Raw genomic sequence first — 19,502 nt, forward strand, 5'->3', positions numbered from 1 at the left:
TCTCACTCCTGATTCTCCCGCAGGGTCTCCAGCCATTTGCCGAATTGCGACTTCAGGCTGGCTGACAGCACATCGATCTCCAGCATGCGGGACAATCCGCGTTCATCCTTCCGTCCATCCTTCATCATGCGAAGCACGTCCTGCACCGTTATGCCGGAAGCATGGGACTCAAGCTGAGTGACCGCTGAATCGGCACGGACATCCCCTTCCTCCAGGACTCGAAAGTAAAACCCGCTGTAGCCCGTATTCAATACTCTTGCCGGCATATCTTTTACGCCATGCTTTTGCGACAGCTTAAAGCAAGGATATCGGGGCTGGCTGACCTGTACCACCGCGTCGCCTATCCGGTATACATCCCCGATGCAGACCCGATCCTCCAGCATCCCCCGCAGCGTCAGGTTTTCGCCAAAGGCAGCATACGCCATCTGTTTGCCCAAGGAGTGTTCCCAATAAGGATAATGCTCGAAGGGGTACGCGCACACCGCCTTATCCACGCCGCCGTGATTGACGAGATCGGCCTGACCATCCCCCTCGAAATTCAATGAACTTAGGAACAAGGGACCCTCCACAGGCTGCTTATAGATTCCCGTGGACAGGTCCTTTCCCTGGTAATCAACCGTTACAGGCTTTCCCACATTCAGCGATACAATGCCCATAGTCATGGAAAATAACCTCCGCCTTCTTTTCTTTTCATCTACTATATGCAATAGCGTATGCCCTTGTCCAGAAGCCGTTTTAAGTGGCGGGCCAAATAACATAAGGCCAACCAGAAAACCCTGGTTGGCCTTAACATACGAAACAGCCCGGCAAGCTGCCGGACTGTTCAACCCTATGACCTTCATCTCTCTGCCGCTCGGTAACCGGCCTAGAGGGATACCATAATGTGATCAATCATGATAAGAAGCAGCACATTAAGATATCATCGACGTAACGTCCATCCACATAAAACTCCTGAATCAGCCTGCCCTCTTCCTGAAACCCGCAGTTCCTGTAAAAAGCAAATGCGCCAGGATTGCTGGACAACACCCGCAGCCTCAGCTTCAAAATGCCCTCTGCGCGCGCCATATCCTTCACAGCATCGATCAGCCGCTGCCCGATGCCCTGCCGTTGATAAGCAGGGTGAACCGCGATGTTCAGCTCCAGCACATGACGATTACTGTGAAGGCTTGTGGGCGACCGGAATCCGATGTAACCGCACAGTTCCCCCTCATGCAAGGCCACGAGCTGTGTGCCTGGCGGACAATGCAGAAGATAATGATCTCTTGAGTTCCACTCCAATGGGGCAGGGGCCGTATTGCGATCCCATACCAGTTCATCGAGTTCCATGAGTGCAGCTGCATCCTTCATCTCGGAGAACCGGATGGTCAATGTCTCTTGACCGGTCTTCATCGCCATCCCTCGCTTTGATAACCATTCCCTCTATTATACCAGACCGGTTTGCTTCTTGCAGACGAGTTTCACGGGTCAAGAATTATTGTTCATGAATAGAGGCATAAATATCCACGACAATCGGTGCCGCCCTCTCCGGCCAATCGCTTGAAATCCGCGCCTAACATATCGGCTCCCTTCACGCTAAACCTTAGACAAAAAAAGCCGCAAGCCCCGAAGAAGGCCTGCTGCTTAATCCTCTATCCTGAAATTATATCAACTATTAAAACCTGGGCTATGCGTTAAGGTGACCTGTATTCTTGTCATGAGCGTCTTGATGCAGCGGAATGTCCTTACTAATCCGGGCATGTACGGCAAATGACAGGAATGACAACACGGCAACACCTACAGCCAACCATGCCACCGGCGTCAACCCTCCGCCGTCATACATCGTTCCCATCGCATAAGGCCCAATCACCCGGCCTGCGGCACCCATGCCGCCTGTCACGCCGATATAGAACGGAGCCGCTTGTCCTGCACGTTCCGAGATAAAAGCCGGGATCGCAGGCGAAATCAGCATTTCCCCCAATGTGGCCAACACCATCGCCAGGATCATGCCCGGATAACTGTGCACCGTCACAATGACGACATAAGCTGCCAGATAGAACAAAGCGCTTGCCGTCATCTGACTGCTCTCCGTACGGGCCGCCCAACGCTTGATGGCATTCGTGAGCGGCTGCGCGGCAAAAATGAGGATCCCGTTCAGCGTCCATAAATAACCGTAGGCCGTCTTGGACATCCCCTCCGAGATGATGAACGGAGACACCCCTGTATTCCAGATGGAATTACCGAACCACAGAAACAGAGAACCCAATCCCATAAAGAGATAGATTCGGGTGTTCCCGAGCAATGCCCAAGCGCCGGGGCCCGCCGGCAGCGGACTCTTGGGCTGGGGATGATGGGACCCTTGCGATGCGCCTGTTCCGCCCAGCTTCGTCAGATAGGACAGGAAGAAAATCGCAAATCCGAAGGACGTGACGCCATTTAAGACAAAGCTTAAATGATACGATATCTCCGCCAGGAAACCGCTCATGGCCGTTCCCAAGGCTACGCCGATATTATTCGCAACATAAATGACATTAAACAATTCGCCCCGCCGATCGGCAAACCGGAAGCCGATAAATGCCTGTATGGCTGGCATCGATATCGCGTTACAGAATCCGATGAAACCCATCATCGCGATGAACAAGCCCCATAGTCCATTAATGAACGGAAGGGTGAACAGTCCGAGGGCATTCAGCAGCAGCGAGCCCACAATGAGCTTTTTCACCCCAACCCGGTGGTACAGCGCACCGCCAAGGAGTTGACCGGCAATTCCCCCCATGGATTGAATCAGTATGACAAAACCCGCATCCTTCATGCTTCGTCCCAGTTCATCGAATACATACATCGTTGTCAGCGGCCACATCAAGGACCCGCCTGCAGAGGCAACGAGACTTGCAACAAGAAAACCTTTTACTTCCTTAGGGTACTGCTCCAACCATTTCATGTTTATTATCTCCCAGTAGCCTCGCAGCAGTATATTTACGCATATAACCTAAAATAGCCCCACAAAGTGGAGCCTATGCTCCGATGCTTATTCCAAATACTTTGCGGAGACCCCAAAAAACTTTATAAATTCTAATATGTTAAAAAAAAGCCCATGCGGGCTTTTTCTAATTATTCTTCAAAAAAGAGGCGAACGCCGTCTTTTTGCTGTCCTATAATCCTGTAAGAATGAACATTGCTTGTCACTTCTTATCGCCCAAATCCTAGTATCGCTTGAGAGATCCATTTTTAGCAAGCACACTCATTGACGCTTTACCATAACAGCGAACAGGACGCTAAACAGCGGATCCTCAATTGTTGAAGAATCCCTTGGTTCAGAGCTCCCCGTCTACCCCGCCGCCTTCTTATCGGGGTTTGAATTTCTGGATCTTGCAGGTATGCGTATTTGAACCGAAGTCCCGATTCCGACTTTGCTGAAGATGGACACGCCGTATTCGCTCCCATAATGCAGCTTCACCCGCTGGTCAATGTTTCGAATCCCGCAGCCCGTGTGACTATGATCCTGGGGATCCAATATCTCTTGGATTCGTTCCTGCTTCATACCCAGGCCATCATCTATGATTCTGTACAGGATATCATCGCCTTCCTTTTGGACTGAAACCCGAATATGAATACGATCTCCACTCCAAGCATGCTTCAGCACATTTTCAATGAAGGGCTGTAAAATCAGTTTTATAGTCTCGTAAGGCCATATATTCGTGTCGATATCAAAAGTGACTTCCATGCGCTGACCATATTTTACTTTTTGAATATCCAGATACGCATTGGCCTGCTCAATCTCTAAAGCGATGGGTATCAATATTCTGCCTGAATTTAAGGTAAGCCGATAAAATTGTGCCAGCTGCACCACCATATCCTGAAGTTTCTCCGTCTCCCCGAATTTCGCAAGCTGATTAATGGAGGATAGCGTATTGTATAAGAAATGAGGATTAATCTGCGTTTGCAGCATTTCAAGCTCTGCTTCCTTCTTTTGTAGCTGGGTTAAATACACTTTTTTTATTAACGCTTCGATATCCTCGCCCATCGCATTCAAGGCATTCGCAATTTGAGGGAACTCCCCCTTGCCCCGATAAGCGATCCGTTTATGCAGATCCCCTTCCCGAAATGCATTGAGTACCCCTACAATCTTCAGGATTCGTTTAGAGAAAGATCGGGAAATAACATACCCCGTATATGTAAATAACACTACGCAGATGATACAAATGACTATCAAAACGGTTCGTACTCTCTTCGCTTCCTGTTCAATAATATTAAGCGGAACTTGCGCAACGATCTTCCAGTTCTTCTGTGGCAAATCTTCTTCGATGATCAAATAATGCTTCTGATCGTGTGCTGTTAACCCCGTAGGTTCATTTACTTTGACGAGGGTGTCGTTATTATCTTCAACAGATGGGCCAGAGGTAAACACCACATTCCCAAAGGGATCCAGTACCGATAACATACTTCCGTCCCCAAGTTTCGCGTAATCTACACTATCGAACAGCTGCGACAAGCGCACACTGAACCGCATGATTCCCACTTCTTTAATTTGCAGCGGATTGTTCATATCCACCATTCGTCGAATCATCGAAATCCGTCCATCCCGCTCATCCTCTTCCACCTGCCTCCAGATCATGGTTGCATTGTATTTCTCTCCCGGCAGTGTGAAATACCAAAACTCATTGGAAACCCGGGTCATATGGTAAATATCATAGGTTTGTTCGTTGAAATCTTGGTTGATTTCGTGATTCCAATTTTTATACTTCTCGTACACCGTTTGATTATGAAAATAGACGGATAGCCTTAAATTAAGGCCAACCGCCTTTGCAGCGCTCTCTAGCTTTGGGAGAATCACATTGTTCATACGGACATGATTCTCAGCACCCGATAAATCCCGGCGGATGCTCTGAATGAATGCAGGATCATCATACAATGTCGCCGATGTCTGGACGATATCATCCACCTTATAGGCAACGTTATCCCGAATCTGCTGAAGCGTCCCCTGGATGTTGACGCGGGTCTGTTCGCGCATAGTCTCATCATACATCGAATGCGAAATATAAAAGTTTACAGAAACCAATAGCAAAGTAAAGACCGTAAAAGTCAGCATGAGCTTATAACCGACGGGTATATACCCCAGCTTCTTGCCGTCTGTTCCGGATGATGAAATCCAGTGATTGTTCATCCCAATTCTCTCTTTCGATATTCCATGGGTGTCATGGCGAATTTTTCTTTGAACTGCCGGCTGAAATAAGGAAGATAGCGGTATCCTACCTGATCGGCGACTTCATAAACTTTAAGGCCAGGCTGTTTTAGCAATTCACACGCTTTTTCCATGCGCAGTTGTACAAGCAGTTCATTAAACGTATTTCCTGACCGCTCTTTAATCAAAAATCCGATATGACTCGGCGAAAAAGAAAAATGCTGGGCAATATCCTTTATCGTTATATTCTCACTCATTCGTTCTTTCATCGTTTGGATGACACTGCGGATGAATTTACTATCCTTGGAATTGGATTTCTCATATAATCTTTCGGAAATTTCGAATATACGCTGGATGAACCATGAACGAATATCGCTGACGGTTTCGAACTGCATCAAGATATCCAGATGATGAATATCCATGCCTAACAGGTCAAACAAGTCTTCATTGCGACTGCTTAAATATTGTTCGAGCTTCCATATAATATAATTCGACATATTATGCACGGTAAAACGGGAGCGCAGACTCCTTATAGAGCCGAATAATTTTTCCAGTTCATCACAGATTTGAACCAGCTCGTATTCCTCCATTGCCTTTAAGAGGACGTTCATGCGTTCATCAAGCATCCTTGCATCCAGCATTCCCGGCTCGGCACTGACGTCTTCGTACTTGATAATACTTCCCTTGCCCAGAAACATCTTGCCTTCCACCGCTTCAACAGCCTGCCTATACGACAGGTGAAGTTGATCCAAGGTGCGTACGGGTTCACCAATGCCCGTTGTCATGGATGTCATCAAATGCTGCTGAACGCTATCCATCAGTGTGCTTATCGTTGGAGTAGCGTTACTGTCCTCCAGCAGTATCGCTACTCGTTGCGAAGACAGCTTACAGTAAGGAAGCATGCCGCTCCCACTATCCGTAATCGCCTCTTGAATACGTTGCAGGAATATTCTCGCCAATTCCCTCTGTGAGGAAAGGCTCCCCGCCTGACGCCATGAAACATTATCGAGCTCCATGACTGCGACGCGAACCGGCCATTTCAACTGGTCGAATTCATAAGAGATACTCATCTTTGTCAGTAATTCTTCCGATTCTTCCCGCTCAAGCAGACGTATAAGAAAATCGCTTTTGACAATGGGGATCATCTCCTGATAAGCCATCTCCACCTCGCGCTGCTTGTTTTCTTCATCTAGATCCCGCTTTACCTTGATTAAGGAAGCAACAAGCTCCCTATCGTTCATCGGCTTGAGAACATAACTGTAAGCCTTCAATAAGAGTGCTTGCTGTACATAGCTGAATTCCTGATATCCGCTGACGAATATGATTCGCATGTTAGGTTTATGTTCAAGCGCAATCCGTGCCAGCTCGAGTCCAGACATATAAGGCATATTGACGTCACTGACTAAAATATCAACATCTTCGCTCTTGATAATTTCACATGCCGACAATGCATTATTGACACTCCCCACTAACTCCATATGCAGATCGGACCAAGGAATGAATCTTCTCATGCCTTCGAGATCTAGTTCTTCATCATCCACAAGCAGCACCTTGTACATAGAACCCCCTCCAGACAATTATGTTCGCAAAACAGAGATATCCCAAAGAACCTTATGGATTCTTTGGGAAGTCCCCCCTGACATTACTGTGTTATTATTTTCCGTTCAATTTAGCTAAATTCTCCTGCCATTTGATCGTCCGCCATTCCAGAAGCTGACCATAGCCCAAATCCATCAAATCCTTGTTTCCTTGATCGAGAATTTTATCAACCTCTTCGTCGTTCTTCGCCATGACGGACTTAGCATAGATTTCGAGGAAAAGTTCATCGACAGATGCTTTGATAATGCCTTCATCCGAATCTGGAGCCGGATTGAGGTTAACAAATTCTGTAACGTTTAATTGAGTTGGCCAAGTAATCGTTTGTTGGTAACGTGTTCTCCAGTCCTGCTCTTCGAAGGGGAGATTCTCCATGTATTTATATTTGGCAGGGTCAATATAACTCGTATTACCTACGAACATAACAGGCTCATTCTTAGATTGAATTTCTGCTACTTCTGCCGGATCATAATTCTCGGTGAAATTCGGCTTACCATCTTCATCGAATCCGTCCCAGTTCTTTCCTTCTGGACCGAAGAATTGGACGTTCATCCCTTCCGGACCTGTGTACCAGTCGAGGAATGCGAAAATCCCTTCAGGGTCCTCAGCAGCCGTTGTAATATAGGCAGCATTCCATCCAAAGCTTGTGTAGGTGCCTGGATAAATCTTATTCTTATCCAGACCTGGCTTATGAATAGGCCAAATCATGAAATACCCGCCATCCGGATCTTGTTTGATCAATTCAGGGTGCGCTTCGCCTGCCATCGTTGTGGGACTTGCTCCTGCAAATACTGCCACTCTGCCTGTCATGACTTTCTCCAAAATCTGATCTTCCGTTTGGTTAAAGGCATCTTGAGAGATGAGCTTCTCTCTGTACAGTTTAGCAATATATTTCTGAGCCTCTCGGAATACCGGATCTGTAAGTACTGACGTCAGTTTTCCGTCTTTTGGAACCGCAAGCAAGCTAGCATTCAGATTCGTGTAACTTGCTCCCTCTCCGAAGGCCGTGTATAACACGCCAAGTCCCTGTCTTTCCTGTGCACGGTGCGGCTCGAACGGAATGATGCTGCTGCCGTACTTATCTTTAACTTTCACTAGATAATCATATAGATCGTCCGTTGTTTCGAGCGGAGGCTCGCCCAGCTCTTTATAGATTTTCTTGTTAACTACGTAACCGGCGTTACCGTAAGGATTGGATGAATACCAGTTAGGGAACATATACAGTTTGCCATCATCTGAACGTAACATGTTCAGATCGCCCATCCATGTCTTCAGGTTGGGATACTTATCCAAATAATCATCATAGGCTACCAGTTTTCCTTCTTTGCGGAGTCTCTCCAAGTCTGGATGGTTCTTGTCTGTCCAGATCATATCCGGCAGGTCGTCTGAAGCCATCATCGCACTCAGCTTTTGCGTATGTGCTCCAGCAGCCGCAATCATGTTGATTTTCACTTGTTTTTCTTCACTTAAATATTTACCGACAGGCGTGCTTTCCCATTTAGGGAAGTCCGAGTTCTCATAGTGAGAATATGCTGAAAACTCCAGCGGCTTCTCACCAAGTACCCATTTGCCGTCACGATTCCCCTCTGCTGGCGGATCGGTTTTCTTCTCGCCATCATTGTTTGCTGCCGGTGGTGCTGGAGCTGGAGCTGCCGATTTTCCGCATCCCGCTAGAGCCGTAACCATTATCAATAGCAACGAGACCAATACGAGCAACGGCTTTTTCGTCTTTCTCATTCACTTAACCCCTCTCATTAACAAAAATATATATGTTCAAAGCTATTCGCCTTAAACCGTTCGTCAACTACTCCTTCAGCGAGCCTACCAGTACACCTTTGACAAAATACTTTTGCACAAAAGGATAGACAAGAATGATCGGTAAGGTCACCACGATCATCATCGCCATTGTGAGCGATTTTGAAGTGATTTGCCTTGCTTGATCCAGTAGGGCAACAGAAGCGCTATCGAGCACGGAGCTTGAACCCGATACAATATTGGCATTCAAGGTCTGCCGCAGAATCGTCTGAATGGGGAGTAAATGATCACTGGTGATGTAGATACTCGGCAGGAACCAGTCGTTCCAGTGTCCAACGGCAGTCAACAGAGCCAGCGTAGCGATAACCGGTCCGGACAATGGGAGAATAATCCGAAAGAATGTGCCCCAATTGCTGCAGCCGTCAATATGGGCTGACTCTTCCAGCCCTACGGGAAGACCTCGAAAGAAGGTCCGAAAAATAATCATGTTCCACACACTGATTAAGGATGGAATAATAAATACCAGAAAGCTGTCCATCAGACCGAGTGAACGGATAAGGAGATACGTTGGAATCAACCCTCCACCAAAGTAGAGGGTGAATATAAAGAACAATGTGTAATATTTTCGTCCGATCAGATAAGTTCGGGTCATCCCGAATGCGAGAAGCGCTGTCATGAATATGGAGGTTGCGGTGCCGATTACGGTACGGCTTATGGATATGAAGAACCCGTTAAGCAGTCGGTCGTCCTGGAGTATGATTTTATAATTTTCGGTTGTGAATTCTCTTGGCCAGAAGGTGACTCCGCCCTTTGCGGTATCGACACCTACGTTGAAGGAAACAGCCACCGCATTCCAGAAAGGATAGAGTGCCGAGAAGGCTAATAAACTGAGGAACACGTAAATCACGATAAGCATGACCTTATCACCAAAGCTAATTCTTTTTAACATGCCGTACCTCCTGAGGGCTGCTGATTGTTACCATAAGCTATTACCAGATCTTCGAGCCAGATAGTTCGCGATCGTAAGCAGTCCAACACTGATAATCGCCTTGAACAATCCGATAGCAACCGCATAAGAATAACGGTGTGACCCTAGGCCTACTCGATAGACATACGTATCAATAACATCGGATACCGGCCGCAGCACCGGATTGGATGCCAGGAGCAGGATGTCCTCAAAGCCTGCATTGAGCAAGTTGCCGATCGCAAGAATCATAAAGATAATGATGACCGGCATAATCGAAGGAATCGTAATCAGGTAGATTTGCTTGGACTTGCTTGCACCGTCGATGTCGGCAGCCTCATAGAGAGCAGGATCAATACTCGCAATCGCAGCCAGGAATACAATCGAGTTAAATCCGATCTCCTTCCATACGTTGGCCGAAATCAGGATCGACCAAAAATACTCCTTTAACGAAAGGAAATTGATCGGTTCATCAATGGCCCCTAGGCTCTCCAGCAGAATGTTGATGCTTCCGTTCTCCGTTGATAGCAAGGCGGTGGTGAACCCTGCCACAATAACCCATGATAAGAAATGAGGCAGATATGTAATCGTCTGGACGACTCTTTTGAATAACATATGGCGAACTTCATTCAATAAAAGTGCCAGTACGATCGGTGCTGGAAATCCGATAAAGAATTTCAATAAACTGATCACAATCGTGTTGCGCAAAATCCTTTCAAACTCGGGGGCGGCAAAAAAAGCTTCAAAATGTTTAAAACCAACCCACGGGTTATCCCAAATTCTCGAGCCGGTGAATAGGTTATAATCCATAAATCCGGTTATTACGCCGTACATAGGCAGATAGGCAAAAATGAAAACTAGAATGACGCCGGGTATCACCATGAGCTGAACATCCCATTGCTTCATGAATCGCCTAAGAAAATTTTTACTATGGACTTTTGGCTGCCGGGCAATGGGCGATGGTTGCTGTTCTGCAGTAGCTTGCGGCATAAGTTATCCTCCCGTTACGAAATGATGTAAAAGCACGCCGGGTCTCTGAATATTTACCGTTTTCGAAACCGCTTGCAATTGACTTAGTATCATTCTACCTATGGAAATATTTTGAATCTATATAATAAAACCCCGATTTTTTATACTTCTACCGGAATGTTTCACCCTTTCCAGCCAACAAAAAAACGTCTATCGACGCTTCCTCAATAGACAGACGCATTTAGCGGAAGTTTCTCTTCCGAGATAAGGGGTTACTAAGCCTCGGATGTTTATACTTTCTTATCTCTAAAAAAAAGACTGCCTTGAGGTCATATAGACCCGCAAGACAGTCAATGTATTCATCTTTATGCACCGGTTATTTTAGTACTGACCTCGACCACCGTTGAGAAGAAGGTAGCCCCTTCGCCCATATCCGACAGCCTGTCGGGTGTAAGGGCATTGGCACGCTGTTTGCGGCCCTCGCCTTCCCACCACAGGCCTTGGCTGACAACGGTGCCCGGCAGCATTTTATCCGTTACCTTGGCCCGAACTTCATAGGTTCCGCGGTCGTTGTATACCGTAACCATGTCTCCGTCCTCTATACCGCGTTCCTCTGCATCCTCCGGATGGATCTGCAGGGTTGGCTCCTTCTCCAGCTTCTGATGCTTCTCCACATTCGCAAAGGTCGAATTCAGGAAGTTGTGGTTCGGCGGCGAAATGAACATAAGCGGGTATTTGTGCCCGCGGCCGCGCCTTACACCGTCATAACCTTCCTTGAGCGGAACGTAGGTCGGAAGAGGCGGAAGACCTGCTTCCTCCAACTGCGCGGAGTAAAGCTCGATCCGGCCCGAAGGCGTCGGCAAACGATCCAGATATGTTTCAAGCGGCGTCATATCAAGCTTCACATAGCGGTGTTCCTTTAGCTTGTCCAGCGTGACGCCGTTCAGATAAGGGTTATCCGGGAAGTCGAGCGCTCTTGCCATCATCTCCTCTTCCGTCTCATGAAAGGCCGGGTCAGTGAACCCCATAGCCCGCCCCAGCATGGAGAACAGCTCTACATTGCTCTTGCTCTCCCCAAGCGACGGGATGACCGGCTCCTGCAGCTGAATGTACTGATGCCAGTAGGAAGCGAACAGGTCGGTATTTTCGAACGAGGAGGTTGCCGGGAGCACGATATCCGCATACTTGGCCGTATCCGTCATAAACAGGTCATGCACAACCGTAAACAGATCCTCCCGTGCAAACCCTTCCCTTACCCGCTCGGTGTCGGGAGCGACAACCAGCGGATTGCTGCAATAGACGAAGACCGACTTAATCGGCTGTTCGGTCATGGCAAGCGCCTCGCCGATCCGGTTCATGTTAATCGTCCGGGAATCCGGATTCGGCCGGAGATCGGGACGTTCGAGCGCATCGCTGTCCATGCTGTTGTAGCCGCCGTTCGACTTGGCGGCCCCTCCGCCCCGCTTCAGCCATTGTCCGGTCAAGGCCGGAAGCGCCGCGATGCTGCGCACCGTCAAGCCCCCATTGTCATGATGCTGAAGACCGTTACCGATATGAATGTAGGAAGTATCCGCCCGGCCGTACAGCTCGGCCAGCTTCTCGATATCCTCAACTGGAATTCCGGTAATGGAGGATACATGCTCTGGTGTATAGTCTTTCACATGCTCACGCAAGGCTTCATGACCGATCGTATACTGCCGGAGGAATTCCTCGTTCACCATACCGTCACGGAACATGATGTGCATGAGGCCGACGGCCAGTGCCGCATCCGTGCCCGGAAACAGCGGAATGAACCAATCCGCCCATTGCCCCGTCTGGTTCTTATGCACGTCGATGACAACGACCTTGGCACCGGCCTTGCGCGCTTTCTCTGCCAACACCACCTGATGCATATTGGTGCTGACGATGTTGCCGCCCCAGACGATGATGACATCGGCATGGACGGTATCCTCCGGGACGGTGCCTCCATTAAACCCCATAACGGATTTCCAGCCCTCATTGCCTGCGGAATTACAGATCGACTGCTTCAGCCGGCTGGCGCCCAGCCTGTTGAAGAACCTCCGATCCATGCCGTCCACGCTTAATATCCCCATGTTGCCGTAGAAGCTGTAAGGCAGTATGCTCTCAGAGCCGTGCTCCTCGATCAGCTTCTTGTAGCGTTCAGCAATCTCCTGAACCGCTTCATCCCAACTGATTCGCTCGAAAGCTCCCTGACCTTTGGGCCCTACCCTCCGCAGCGGATATAACACGCGCTCCGGATGATACACCCGATGTGCCATATTACGGACTTTATTACAGATGGCTCCCTGCGTAATCGGATGATCCGGATTACCGGTAACCTTCACGATTTTTCCGTTCTCTTTATGCAGCAGCAGGCCGCAAGTATCGGGACAATCCAACGGACAGACCGCCGGAAACACGCCGTTTTCCTGATGAATCATCGCTTGAGTCATTTCGTCTATTCCCCCTTGTACACGCTGAATCATATCCCTTTATCTTAAAAGAAAATCAGGGCTCCAGTAAAGTCTTACATTTTTTTCTGCATCGGTGATTCACTCTACTTCCTTCCGGGTATATTCCTATCAAGAGCAACGAAGAGGAACCCAGACCCTTTCTCTTCCTTGCCAAATCATGGACCACTCCCAAAAATTCGCCATGCCCATGTCTCCTCCCCCGAGACCGGCATGGCGAATTTGTTTTATATGGCATTATCCATACCGTACAGGGGAAGGCAAGCGAATCCGACTACCAGGTTCCGTGATCATCCCGCAGTTCATCCCCAAGAAGGGCTGGCATAACTTCCTGCACAATCAATCCAGCTTGCTCATCCGTGCACATTTACTGTATCGGAGAGATGTGATTATTACGACTGTGCCTTACCATTTTAAAAAAATAGGGGGCTTGTTCTTTTGCGCCTTATACAAAGAGTCCGCTCCGCCAACAACAAAAAAGCTGCGATCATCCGATCCCTTCTTAAAGGATGGGTCCATCGCAGCTATTTTCCACTGTTTGAGTATTGCCAGACTTACGGTATTAAGAAACATCTCTACGCAGAATGAACCTGTTGAGCAGTGCCGGTAGCCGGAGCGGAAGGCAGCGCAGCATCTTGTTCGCCGCGTGGAATGACCTCAACCTTATCATTCTTCTTCAAATATACGGTCCCGTAGGCAGCCCCCACAAACAGCGCGCCTCCGACGAAATTGCCAAGCCAAACCGGAATGAAATTTATGAAATACTCACCCCAGCTGTAATACCCTTCAAATATCGCGGCCGGAATGAGGAACATGTTTGCCACCACGTGCTGAAAGCCGATGGCTACAAACGCCATCGTCGGAAACCAGATCCCGAGAATTTTGCCACTCATCTGGTCCGATCCGTAGGACAGCCACACGGCGAGCGCTACGAGCCAGTTGCAGCCGAGGCCCGACAAGAAAGCTTGCAGGAAGCTGTCGTCCAGCTTGTGTCCCGCCATATCCACCAGCTTCTCCAGATAAACGCCGCTGCCTGTCAGACCGGTCACATGACCGAAGAAGTAAGCGACAAACAACGCCCCCGCCATATTGCTTACCGTGACGAGAGCCAAATTCCGTATCATCTCCTTCGTGGAAATCCGCTTCTTGAATCTGGCCAGGGACACGGCCATCATGTTGCCCGTCAGCAGCTCTCCGCCTGCGAGCAATACAAGAATCAGTCCGACAGGGAATATCGCCGCGCCTATAAAACCGGCAATGCCTCCCCAAGCCTCGGACGCCCCGGCAATCACGCGAATATCCAGCAAAAAGCCGAGCGCGATAAAAGCACCCGCCAAAAATCCTAATATCGTTACGTTCATGACGGAGTTATGTGCTTTTTTCACCCCGTTCTCCACGGTGATCTCCGCAATGCGATCAGGCTTGTTATAGGCCATGGCCGTTCCCCCATTTCTCCCGCATTCCGTCCTGAAATCTCTCGAATGCAGCTTCTGATGTTTCTGTCACAGTTACAGTTACAGTTACAGTTACAGTTACAGTTACAGTTACAGTTACAGTTACCCATATTGTACCGCAGCCGCCAGAGCAAGAACGTGAATTATATCACGACCTTGTGCGTCAGGATCGGACAGCCTTGTGTTCTGGCTGCCCTTGATCACGTTTAAGATCAATCATACGCTCAATTCGAGCCAGCGGTACTTATAAAAATAGCGGTGCCAGGAAATAATCCCGACACCGCTTGGTTGGTGCTTTTACCAGCCCTCTTGTTCTAAACCAGCAAGCTTATGCCAGCTTACAAGCAACAAGTTCTAAACCCAGCCTATGCCAGTTTACCAGCAACATGTTCTAACCACTATCCTACGCCTCGACGGCAGCCTCTACCCCAACAGGCGTTTCCTTTTCCTGAGCCTGAACGTTCGAGATCGGAAGCTTCATACTAATCAAGGACGACAGCAGGAAGAGCGCACCTGCCGTAAAATACACGACCACAATGGAGGTTGCCGACATATACCATCCCGTAAACCCGGAGCCAATGAGCAGCATGCCGGTAAACAACGGCGTCATCACGCCATTCAGCCGACCGATGAATTTCTCTTCCACCTGCTGCATCATCACGGCCATCAGAACCGTCTGCGCCATCGCCATCAGCACCCCAGTTGCGAAGCGCATCGTGCCGGTCAGGATCGGCCACTGAGACAGCACCTCGACAAAGGTCGAGAGGCCAAGGAAGGCAAGCCCGGCGAACAACAAGTAGTTGCCTTTCACTCTCCCCGCAATGACAGCAGCCAGGACGCCGCCAATTAACATACCTAGGCCCTCTAGCGCGGTGAACCACTGAACGCTGGACATTGCCAACTGTAAACGCTCCGTGATGACAAAGATATCAAGCGGCTGAACAAGTCCACTGCCGAGCGCCAATAAAACGTAGACCACCAGCAGCACCTTCAACAGCCGACTGGAACCGATATAAGTGAAGCCCGCCCTCATGTCCTTCATAAAGGAACCGGTCGATTCCGAATTGTTAGAGGGTTCATCCACACTGGAAGGAAGAAACATTAGCACGATCGCCGAAGCACCGAATAGAACCAACAAGCTGATTAATGATGCCTGTAATCCAAAAGCTTGATAAATCGTCGTACCGACCATCGGCCCCAAAATGATAAACAGCGACATTGAGGTCTGGGACAAAGCCGTGGCCGCGGGCACATGCTCAGCCGGCAAGCAGCGCTTGATGAGCTTCATGGACGATGGCTGCGAGAATTGTGATACAACAGCCGAAACCAGGGTCACCGCAAACACGGCCTGCCAATATCCCGCATACACAACGAACAGGATAAGCAATATGGATAAAAAGCTCAGAATGTCCCCCCAGATCATCGTTCGCTTGGGACGCCAACGGTCCGCCAGCACGCCGCCAATCATGGAGATCACAAAGATCGGCGCGTATTCAATTACGGTAAGCAGCGATACGGCAACCGGATCATGGTTGCTCTTCTCCATAATGAAGAACAACAATGCCATGTTGCGGATCCAGATCCCGATATTTTGCATGAAATCCGAAACCATCAGCAGCACAAACGCGCGGTTGCCAAACAAATGCCTCATGTTTTATCCCCCTAATTAAAACCGACTATTCGGTTTAAATATATTTATGCGGAAACGCCCGCCCCGCTTGCAAATCGAGAAGAAGCGTTTCCGATAAATCCTCCGGTACACTACGATCCTCGGCTAGATAACACACCGTTTAAAAAATAAGTGACTCCCTTGCGGTACAGCTGCCTTGATTCCTCCTGGGACCGTTCAAAGTGCGACACCGACATCCCATCGAGCAGCGATGCAAATATGATGGATATTTCCTCTACATCCTCTGCAGGTATTCGCCCTTCGCTTACTCCTTCCGCTAAAATCTCGCGGTAAAGCGTGCGCGGACCTTGCAGGATGGCCAGCAACTCGCCCAAAATCGTCTTATTCTCCGGCTGATTGATATAGAATTCCTCCGCAATCTTGGTCAGCGGATTCTGGAAGTCGTCGACCATATGATCGGCAATGCCGTACAGCTTCTCCTCGAAACTGGCGTAACGGGCTTTTTGATCGTCCCAGGCTTCCATCCATTCCTGATTCTGCTTCGCCAGCAGCTTGACGAACAAATCTTCCTTGCTCTCAAAGTGATAGTAGATGCTTCCCTTACTGGCACCCGTATACTTGACCAGTTCATCCATGGATGTTGCCGCATACCCGCGCTGGATGAACAGTTCCTTCGCTTTATCCAGAATCATGTCGCGCTTTCGCTGCGCTTTTTCTGAAGACATCGATGTAAGCACTCCTTGCTTGGAAATAATAGTCCGGAATTCACGTACCAAAACCTGATTCTCTTAATAAAAATGAATCTGTGAAGATGATGAACACCGCTCACAGCTAAAAAACCGACTGTACGGTTTAATCATACTGAAAACATTCCCGCATGTAAAGCAGCGTCTTCACAATCACATAGAAAAAAGGACCTTGCCTCAGCAAAATCCTTTCATCATTCGTACATCCCGAAACCAATATTATTTTTTTATTCCACTGCCCAAATGGCTCTTCCTTCTTTCATCGGATCGCCATAACTCAGTTGCAGTCCCTTAACCCCCTGCTTCACTTCGTACGGTATTTCACCTGTCAGCTCGCCGCCTGGGGCAACGGTGCCGTCCAGCATTTTCACGTCATCCGTAATGGGAACCGTATAGTTAAGATCGCTCGAATCCGTCAGGGAAAAAGACAGTGCGGAAGAGATGACCAGCGGCTCCTGGCCATTGTTCTTCACGGTAATGTCAACCACCTTAAACGTATGGCCGGGCTGGGGCTTCAAATATTCATCACCCTCGGATTCACGTACGCCGTTCAGCGTAATGACCGTGCCGTGATAATCCACCGTATCGCCCACTGCGGCAGGTTCGCCGATCGGCTTCACCTCTGCGTTGTCGGCCGGTTGGTCTTCACCTTGGGGTTCTGCAGGCGGCTGTTCTTCAGACGTCCCCGTCTGACCTGTCCCCCCACTGTCCACAACAGCCGGCGGAGTCTCTGCAGGCGGATCAGCCTGATCATTGGAACAAGCGGCAGTCAGCAGCATGGAGAACAATGCAGCTGAGGCCAACATTACTTTTTTATTCATACTTTATCCTACCTCCTGAAAGTCGAAATCTACATGTCCGGATATTTTCCAATTCGCTGTCAAAATCCATAATCCTTCAAAAACAAGAAAAAGACCCCCGAATCAGGGAGTCTTCTTGGTGAATCAATTACGAATGTACCGGTGTTTTTGTTTCGACCGCCGGCAATGCCTGCAGTCCAGCCGTGTTAAGGAAATTCCACGGTTTATTGTAATGCGGCTGGAAGAAGAAGTCGATGAAGGCCAATTGATCAATCGTCATCCGATTCTGTATGCATACCGACAGCGTGTTAATCGATTGCGTCATATCCACTTTGGAAATGACCTGTGCACCAAGCATGCGGCGGCTGTCTTGCTCATATACCACCTTCAGCGTAACCTCTTCGAAGGTAGGCATGAATTCCGGACGGTAATGATCCGTAATGGTGACCGTCTCCACCTTCAAGCCTTCGTCCTTGGCGGCTCCTTCGGTTAATCCCGTCGAGGCAATGTTGTGTTCGTATATTTTCAATCCCGACGTACCTTGCGTTCCCATATAAGGGGTTGTCGGCGACACAAGATTGCGTGCAACGAGCGTACCCATCCGGACTGCATTAGTAGCCAGTGGAATGTACATCATTTTACCGGTCGGGTTATAGTGCACGGAGCAGCAATCGCCTGCTGCATATACATCCTGCTTGCTGCTTTGCATATATTGATCCACGACGATGGCGCCATTTTTCAGCATATCCACCTGCCCCTTCACCAGCTCCGTATTCGGACGGAAGCCGATGCAGAGGATCACGAGATCCGTGTCGATCTCACCTTTGTCGGTGATGACCTTGTTCAGCTTGCCATCCTTGCCTTGGAAAGAAGTCACAGTCTGGCCCAGAGCCATCTCAATCCCTTTTTCACGGAAGGATTCCTCGATCTTGCCGCTAAATTCCGGATCCAGATATTTGTTCAAAATGCGGTCGGCACTATCAATCAGGGTAACCTGCTTGCCGTTCTGTTGGAAGGCTTCAACCAGTTCCACGCCGATATAACCGGCGCCGACAACCGTAATGTGTTTCGCTTCCTGCGCTTTTTCAATGATCGCATTGGAATGATTGTAGTTTTTGCAGAGCAGAATATTATTCAGATCGATGCCTTCAAGCTTCGGTACGATTGGCCATGATCCGGTTGTGATAATCAGTTTGTCATAGGCATCATCAAAAATTTCTTCTGTAACCAGGTTCCGAACTTTCAAGCTTTTCTTATCCGTATCCACCGAAATGATCTCATGCTTCATCTTGGTTTCAACACCCAGCTCGTCGAGCTTCTGAGGCGAAGAGTAGAACAGACCGTCAGGGTCTTTTACAACGCCTCCAACGTAAAGCGCGATGCCGCAAGACAGGAATGAGATGTTATCATTGCGTTCATAAACGGTGATCTGTGCTTCCGGGTAAAGTTTGGCGGTATTCACGATGGCGGACGTTCCTGCATGGGTACAACCGATAACTGCTACTTTCATGGTTTTTCCTCCTCCAAGTGTGAAGCTGTATATTTGATTAAGATGAGCTCTTTTGCCTGGATTCATGCTTGGTAACGCTTGTTGAGCATGAATGCGGTGACTGGTAATATTATTTGTGAATGTTTTCACTTCATGCCTTTATTATAATGTGATTAATTTCACAGTTCAATAGGCAATTGCGTTATTCACACATTGTTCATAAATTCACATGGTTGGAATGATAAAAGATGTTGACCTAAAGAGCATGATGCTCATGATGTTCTCATCGCCAATACTCAAGATTAGATCAAGAATACAGGTTCCGTATCAGGGTAAGCTATAAGGGTCCAGCCTCATGAAATTCAAGCGCGTTCCCCCTATCCTATACGTTCTGCCTTGGAGGATCTTGCTTGGACTGGTCTAACGGAATGTGCCATAAAAATAAAAAAAAGACTGTTCTCCCCAGAGGA

Annotated in this window: 14 protein-coding genes and 1 pseudogene; 1 reads left to right on the top strand and 14 read right to left on the bottom strand. The window is 48.6% G+C overall.

Annotated features, from left to right (window positions below; translation table 11 throughout):
- Positions 1–2: 2 nt before the first annotated feature.
- The 9 genes from AC0VZ8_RS31720 to AC0VZ8_RS31760 form a co-directional block, all read right to left on the bottom strand.
- Entirely contained in the window at positions 3–662 is a 660-nt protein-coding gene (locus AC0VZ8_RS31720; RefSeq protein WP_475485441.1) for an MOSC domain-containing protein, read from the bottom strand.
- A 229-nt stretch (positions 663–891) separates the two neighbouring features.
- Positions 892–1,389 carry a GNAT family N-acetyltransferase gene (locus AC0VZ8_RS31725; protein ID WP_071218898.1) on the bottom strand — a complete coding sequence of 166 codons (498 nt, stop codon included), beginning with the start codon at positions 1,387–1,389 and terminating at the stop codon, positions 892–894.
- A 274-nt stretch (positions 1,390–1,663) separates the two neighbouring features.
- Positions 1,664–2,917 carry an MFS transporter gene (locus AC0VZ8_RS31730; RefSeq protein WP_475485442.1) on the bottom strand — a complete coding sequence of 418 codons (1,254 nt, stop codon included), beginning with the start codon at positions 2,915–2,917 and terminating at the stop codon, positions 1,664–1,666.
- A gap of 387 nt (positions 2,918–3,304) precedes the next feature.
- Complete coding sequence (locus tag AC0VZ8_RS31735) at positions 3,305–5,140, bottom strand: cache domain-containing sensor histidine kinase (RefSeq protein WP_220687279.1); 1,836 nt, start codon at positions 5,138–5,140, stop codon at positions 3,305–3,307.
- On the bottom strand, positions 5,137–6,717 hold the full coding sequence (locus AC0VZ8_RS31740; RefSeq protein WP_194539968.1) for a response regulator: 1,581 nt from the start codon (positions 6,715–6,717) through the stop codon (positions 5,137–5,139). Before AC0VZ8_RS31740 ends, AC0VZ8_RS31735 begins: the two co-directional genes overlap by 4 nt.
- Before the next feature lie 94 nt (positions 6,718–6,811).
- A complete protein-coding gene (locus tag AC0VZ8_RS31745; protein WP_475485443.1) occupies positions 6,812–8,491 on the bottom strand; it encodes an extracellular solute-binding protein in 1,680 nt (559 codons plus the stop codon).
- A 67-nt stretch (positions 8,492–8,558) separates the two neighbouring features.
- On the bottom strand, positions 8,559–9,458 hold the full coding sequence (locus AC0VZ8_RS31750; protein WP_194539970.1) for a carbohydrate ABC transporter permease: 900 nt from the start codon (positions 9,456–9,458) through the stop codon (positions 8,559–8,561).
- 27 nt (positions 9,459–9,485) lie between these two features.
- Positions 9,486–10,463 carry an ABC transporter permease gene (locus AC0VZ8_RS31755; RefSeq protein ID WP_475485444.1) on the bottom strand — a complete coding sequence of 326 codons (978 nt, stop codon included), beginning with the start codon at positions 10,461–10,463 and terminating at the stop codon, positions 9,486–9,488.
- Positions 10,464–10,807: 344 nt separating this feature from the next.
- Positions 10,808–12,895 carry a molybdopterin-containing oxidoreductase family protein gene (locus tag AC0VZ8_RS31760; RefSeq protein ID WP_475485445.1) on the bottom strand — a complete coding sequence of 696 codons (2,088 nt, stop codon included), beginning with the start codon at positions 12,893–12,895 and terminating at the stop codon, positions 10,808–10,810.
- A 257-nt stretch (positions 12,896–13,152) separates the two neighbouring features.
- On the opposite strand from AC0VZ8_RS31760, the pseudogene AC0VZ8_RS31765 reads away from it, so the two are divergent.
- A pseudogene (locus AC0VZ8_RS31765) lies at positions 13,153–13,334 on the top strand (amino acid permease); the annotation flags it as partial.
- Between the two features lie 154 nt (positions 13,335–13,488).
- On the opposite strand, the gene AC0VZ8_RS31770 reads toward AC0VZ8_RS31765, so the two are convergent.
- The 5 genes from AC0VZ8_RS31770 to AC0VZ8_RS31790 all read right to left on the bottom strand — a co-directional run bounded on the left by AC0VZ8_RS31770 (position 13,489) and on the right by AC0VZ8_RS31790 (position 19,053).
- Positions 13,489–14,349: a formate/nitrite transporter family protein gene (locus tag AC0VZ8_RS31770; protein WP_475485446.1), complete on the bottom strand. Its 861-nt coding sequence runs from the start codon at positions 14,347–14,349 to the stop codon at positions 13,489–13,491.
- Positions 14,350–14,770: 421 nt separating this feature from the next.
- Positions 14,771–16,018 (bottom strand): MFS transporter, encoded by a 1,248-nt coding sequence (locus AC0VZ8_RS31775; protein WP_475485447.1) that lies wholly within the window; start codon positions 16,016–16,018, stop codon positions 14,771–14,773.
- 110 nt (positions 16,019–16,128) lie between these two features.
- Positions 16,129–16,722, bottom strand: a complete 594-nt coding sequence (locus AC0VZ8_RS31780; RefSeq protein ID WP_260068617.1) for a TetR/AcrR family transcriptional regulator — start codon at positions 16,720–16,722, stop codon at positions 16,129–16,131.
- A 248-nt stretch (positions 16,723–16,970) separates the two neighbouring features.
- Positions 16,971–17,564 (bottom strand): DUF4352 domain-containing protein, encoded by a 594-nt coding sequence (locus tag AC0VZ8_RS31785; RefSeq protein ID WP_475485448.1) that lies wholly within the window; start codon positions 17,562–17,564, stop codon positions 16,971–16,973.
- A 127-nt stretch (positions 17,565–17,691) separates the two neighbouring features.
- Positions 17,692–19,053 (bottom strand): FAD-dependent oxidoreductase, encoded by a 1,362-nt coding sequence (locus tag AC0VZ8_RS31790; protein WP_475485449.1) that lies wholly within the window; start codon positions 19,051–19,053, stop codon positions 17,692–17,694.
- Positions 19,054–19,502 lie beyond the last annotated feature (449 nt).

The organism is Paenibacillus sp. QJM3NY_38, assembly GCF_056173265.1.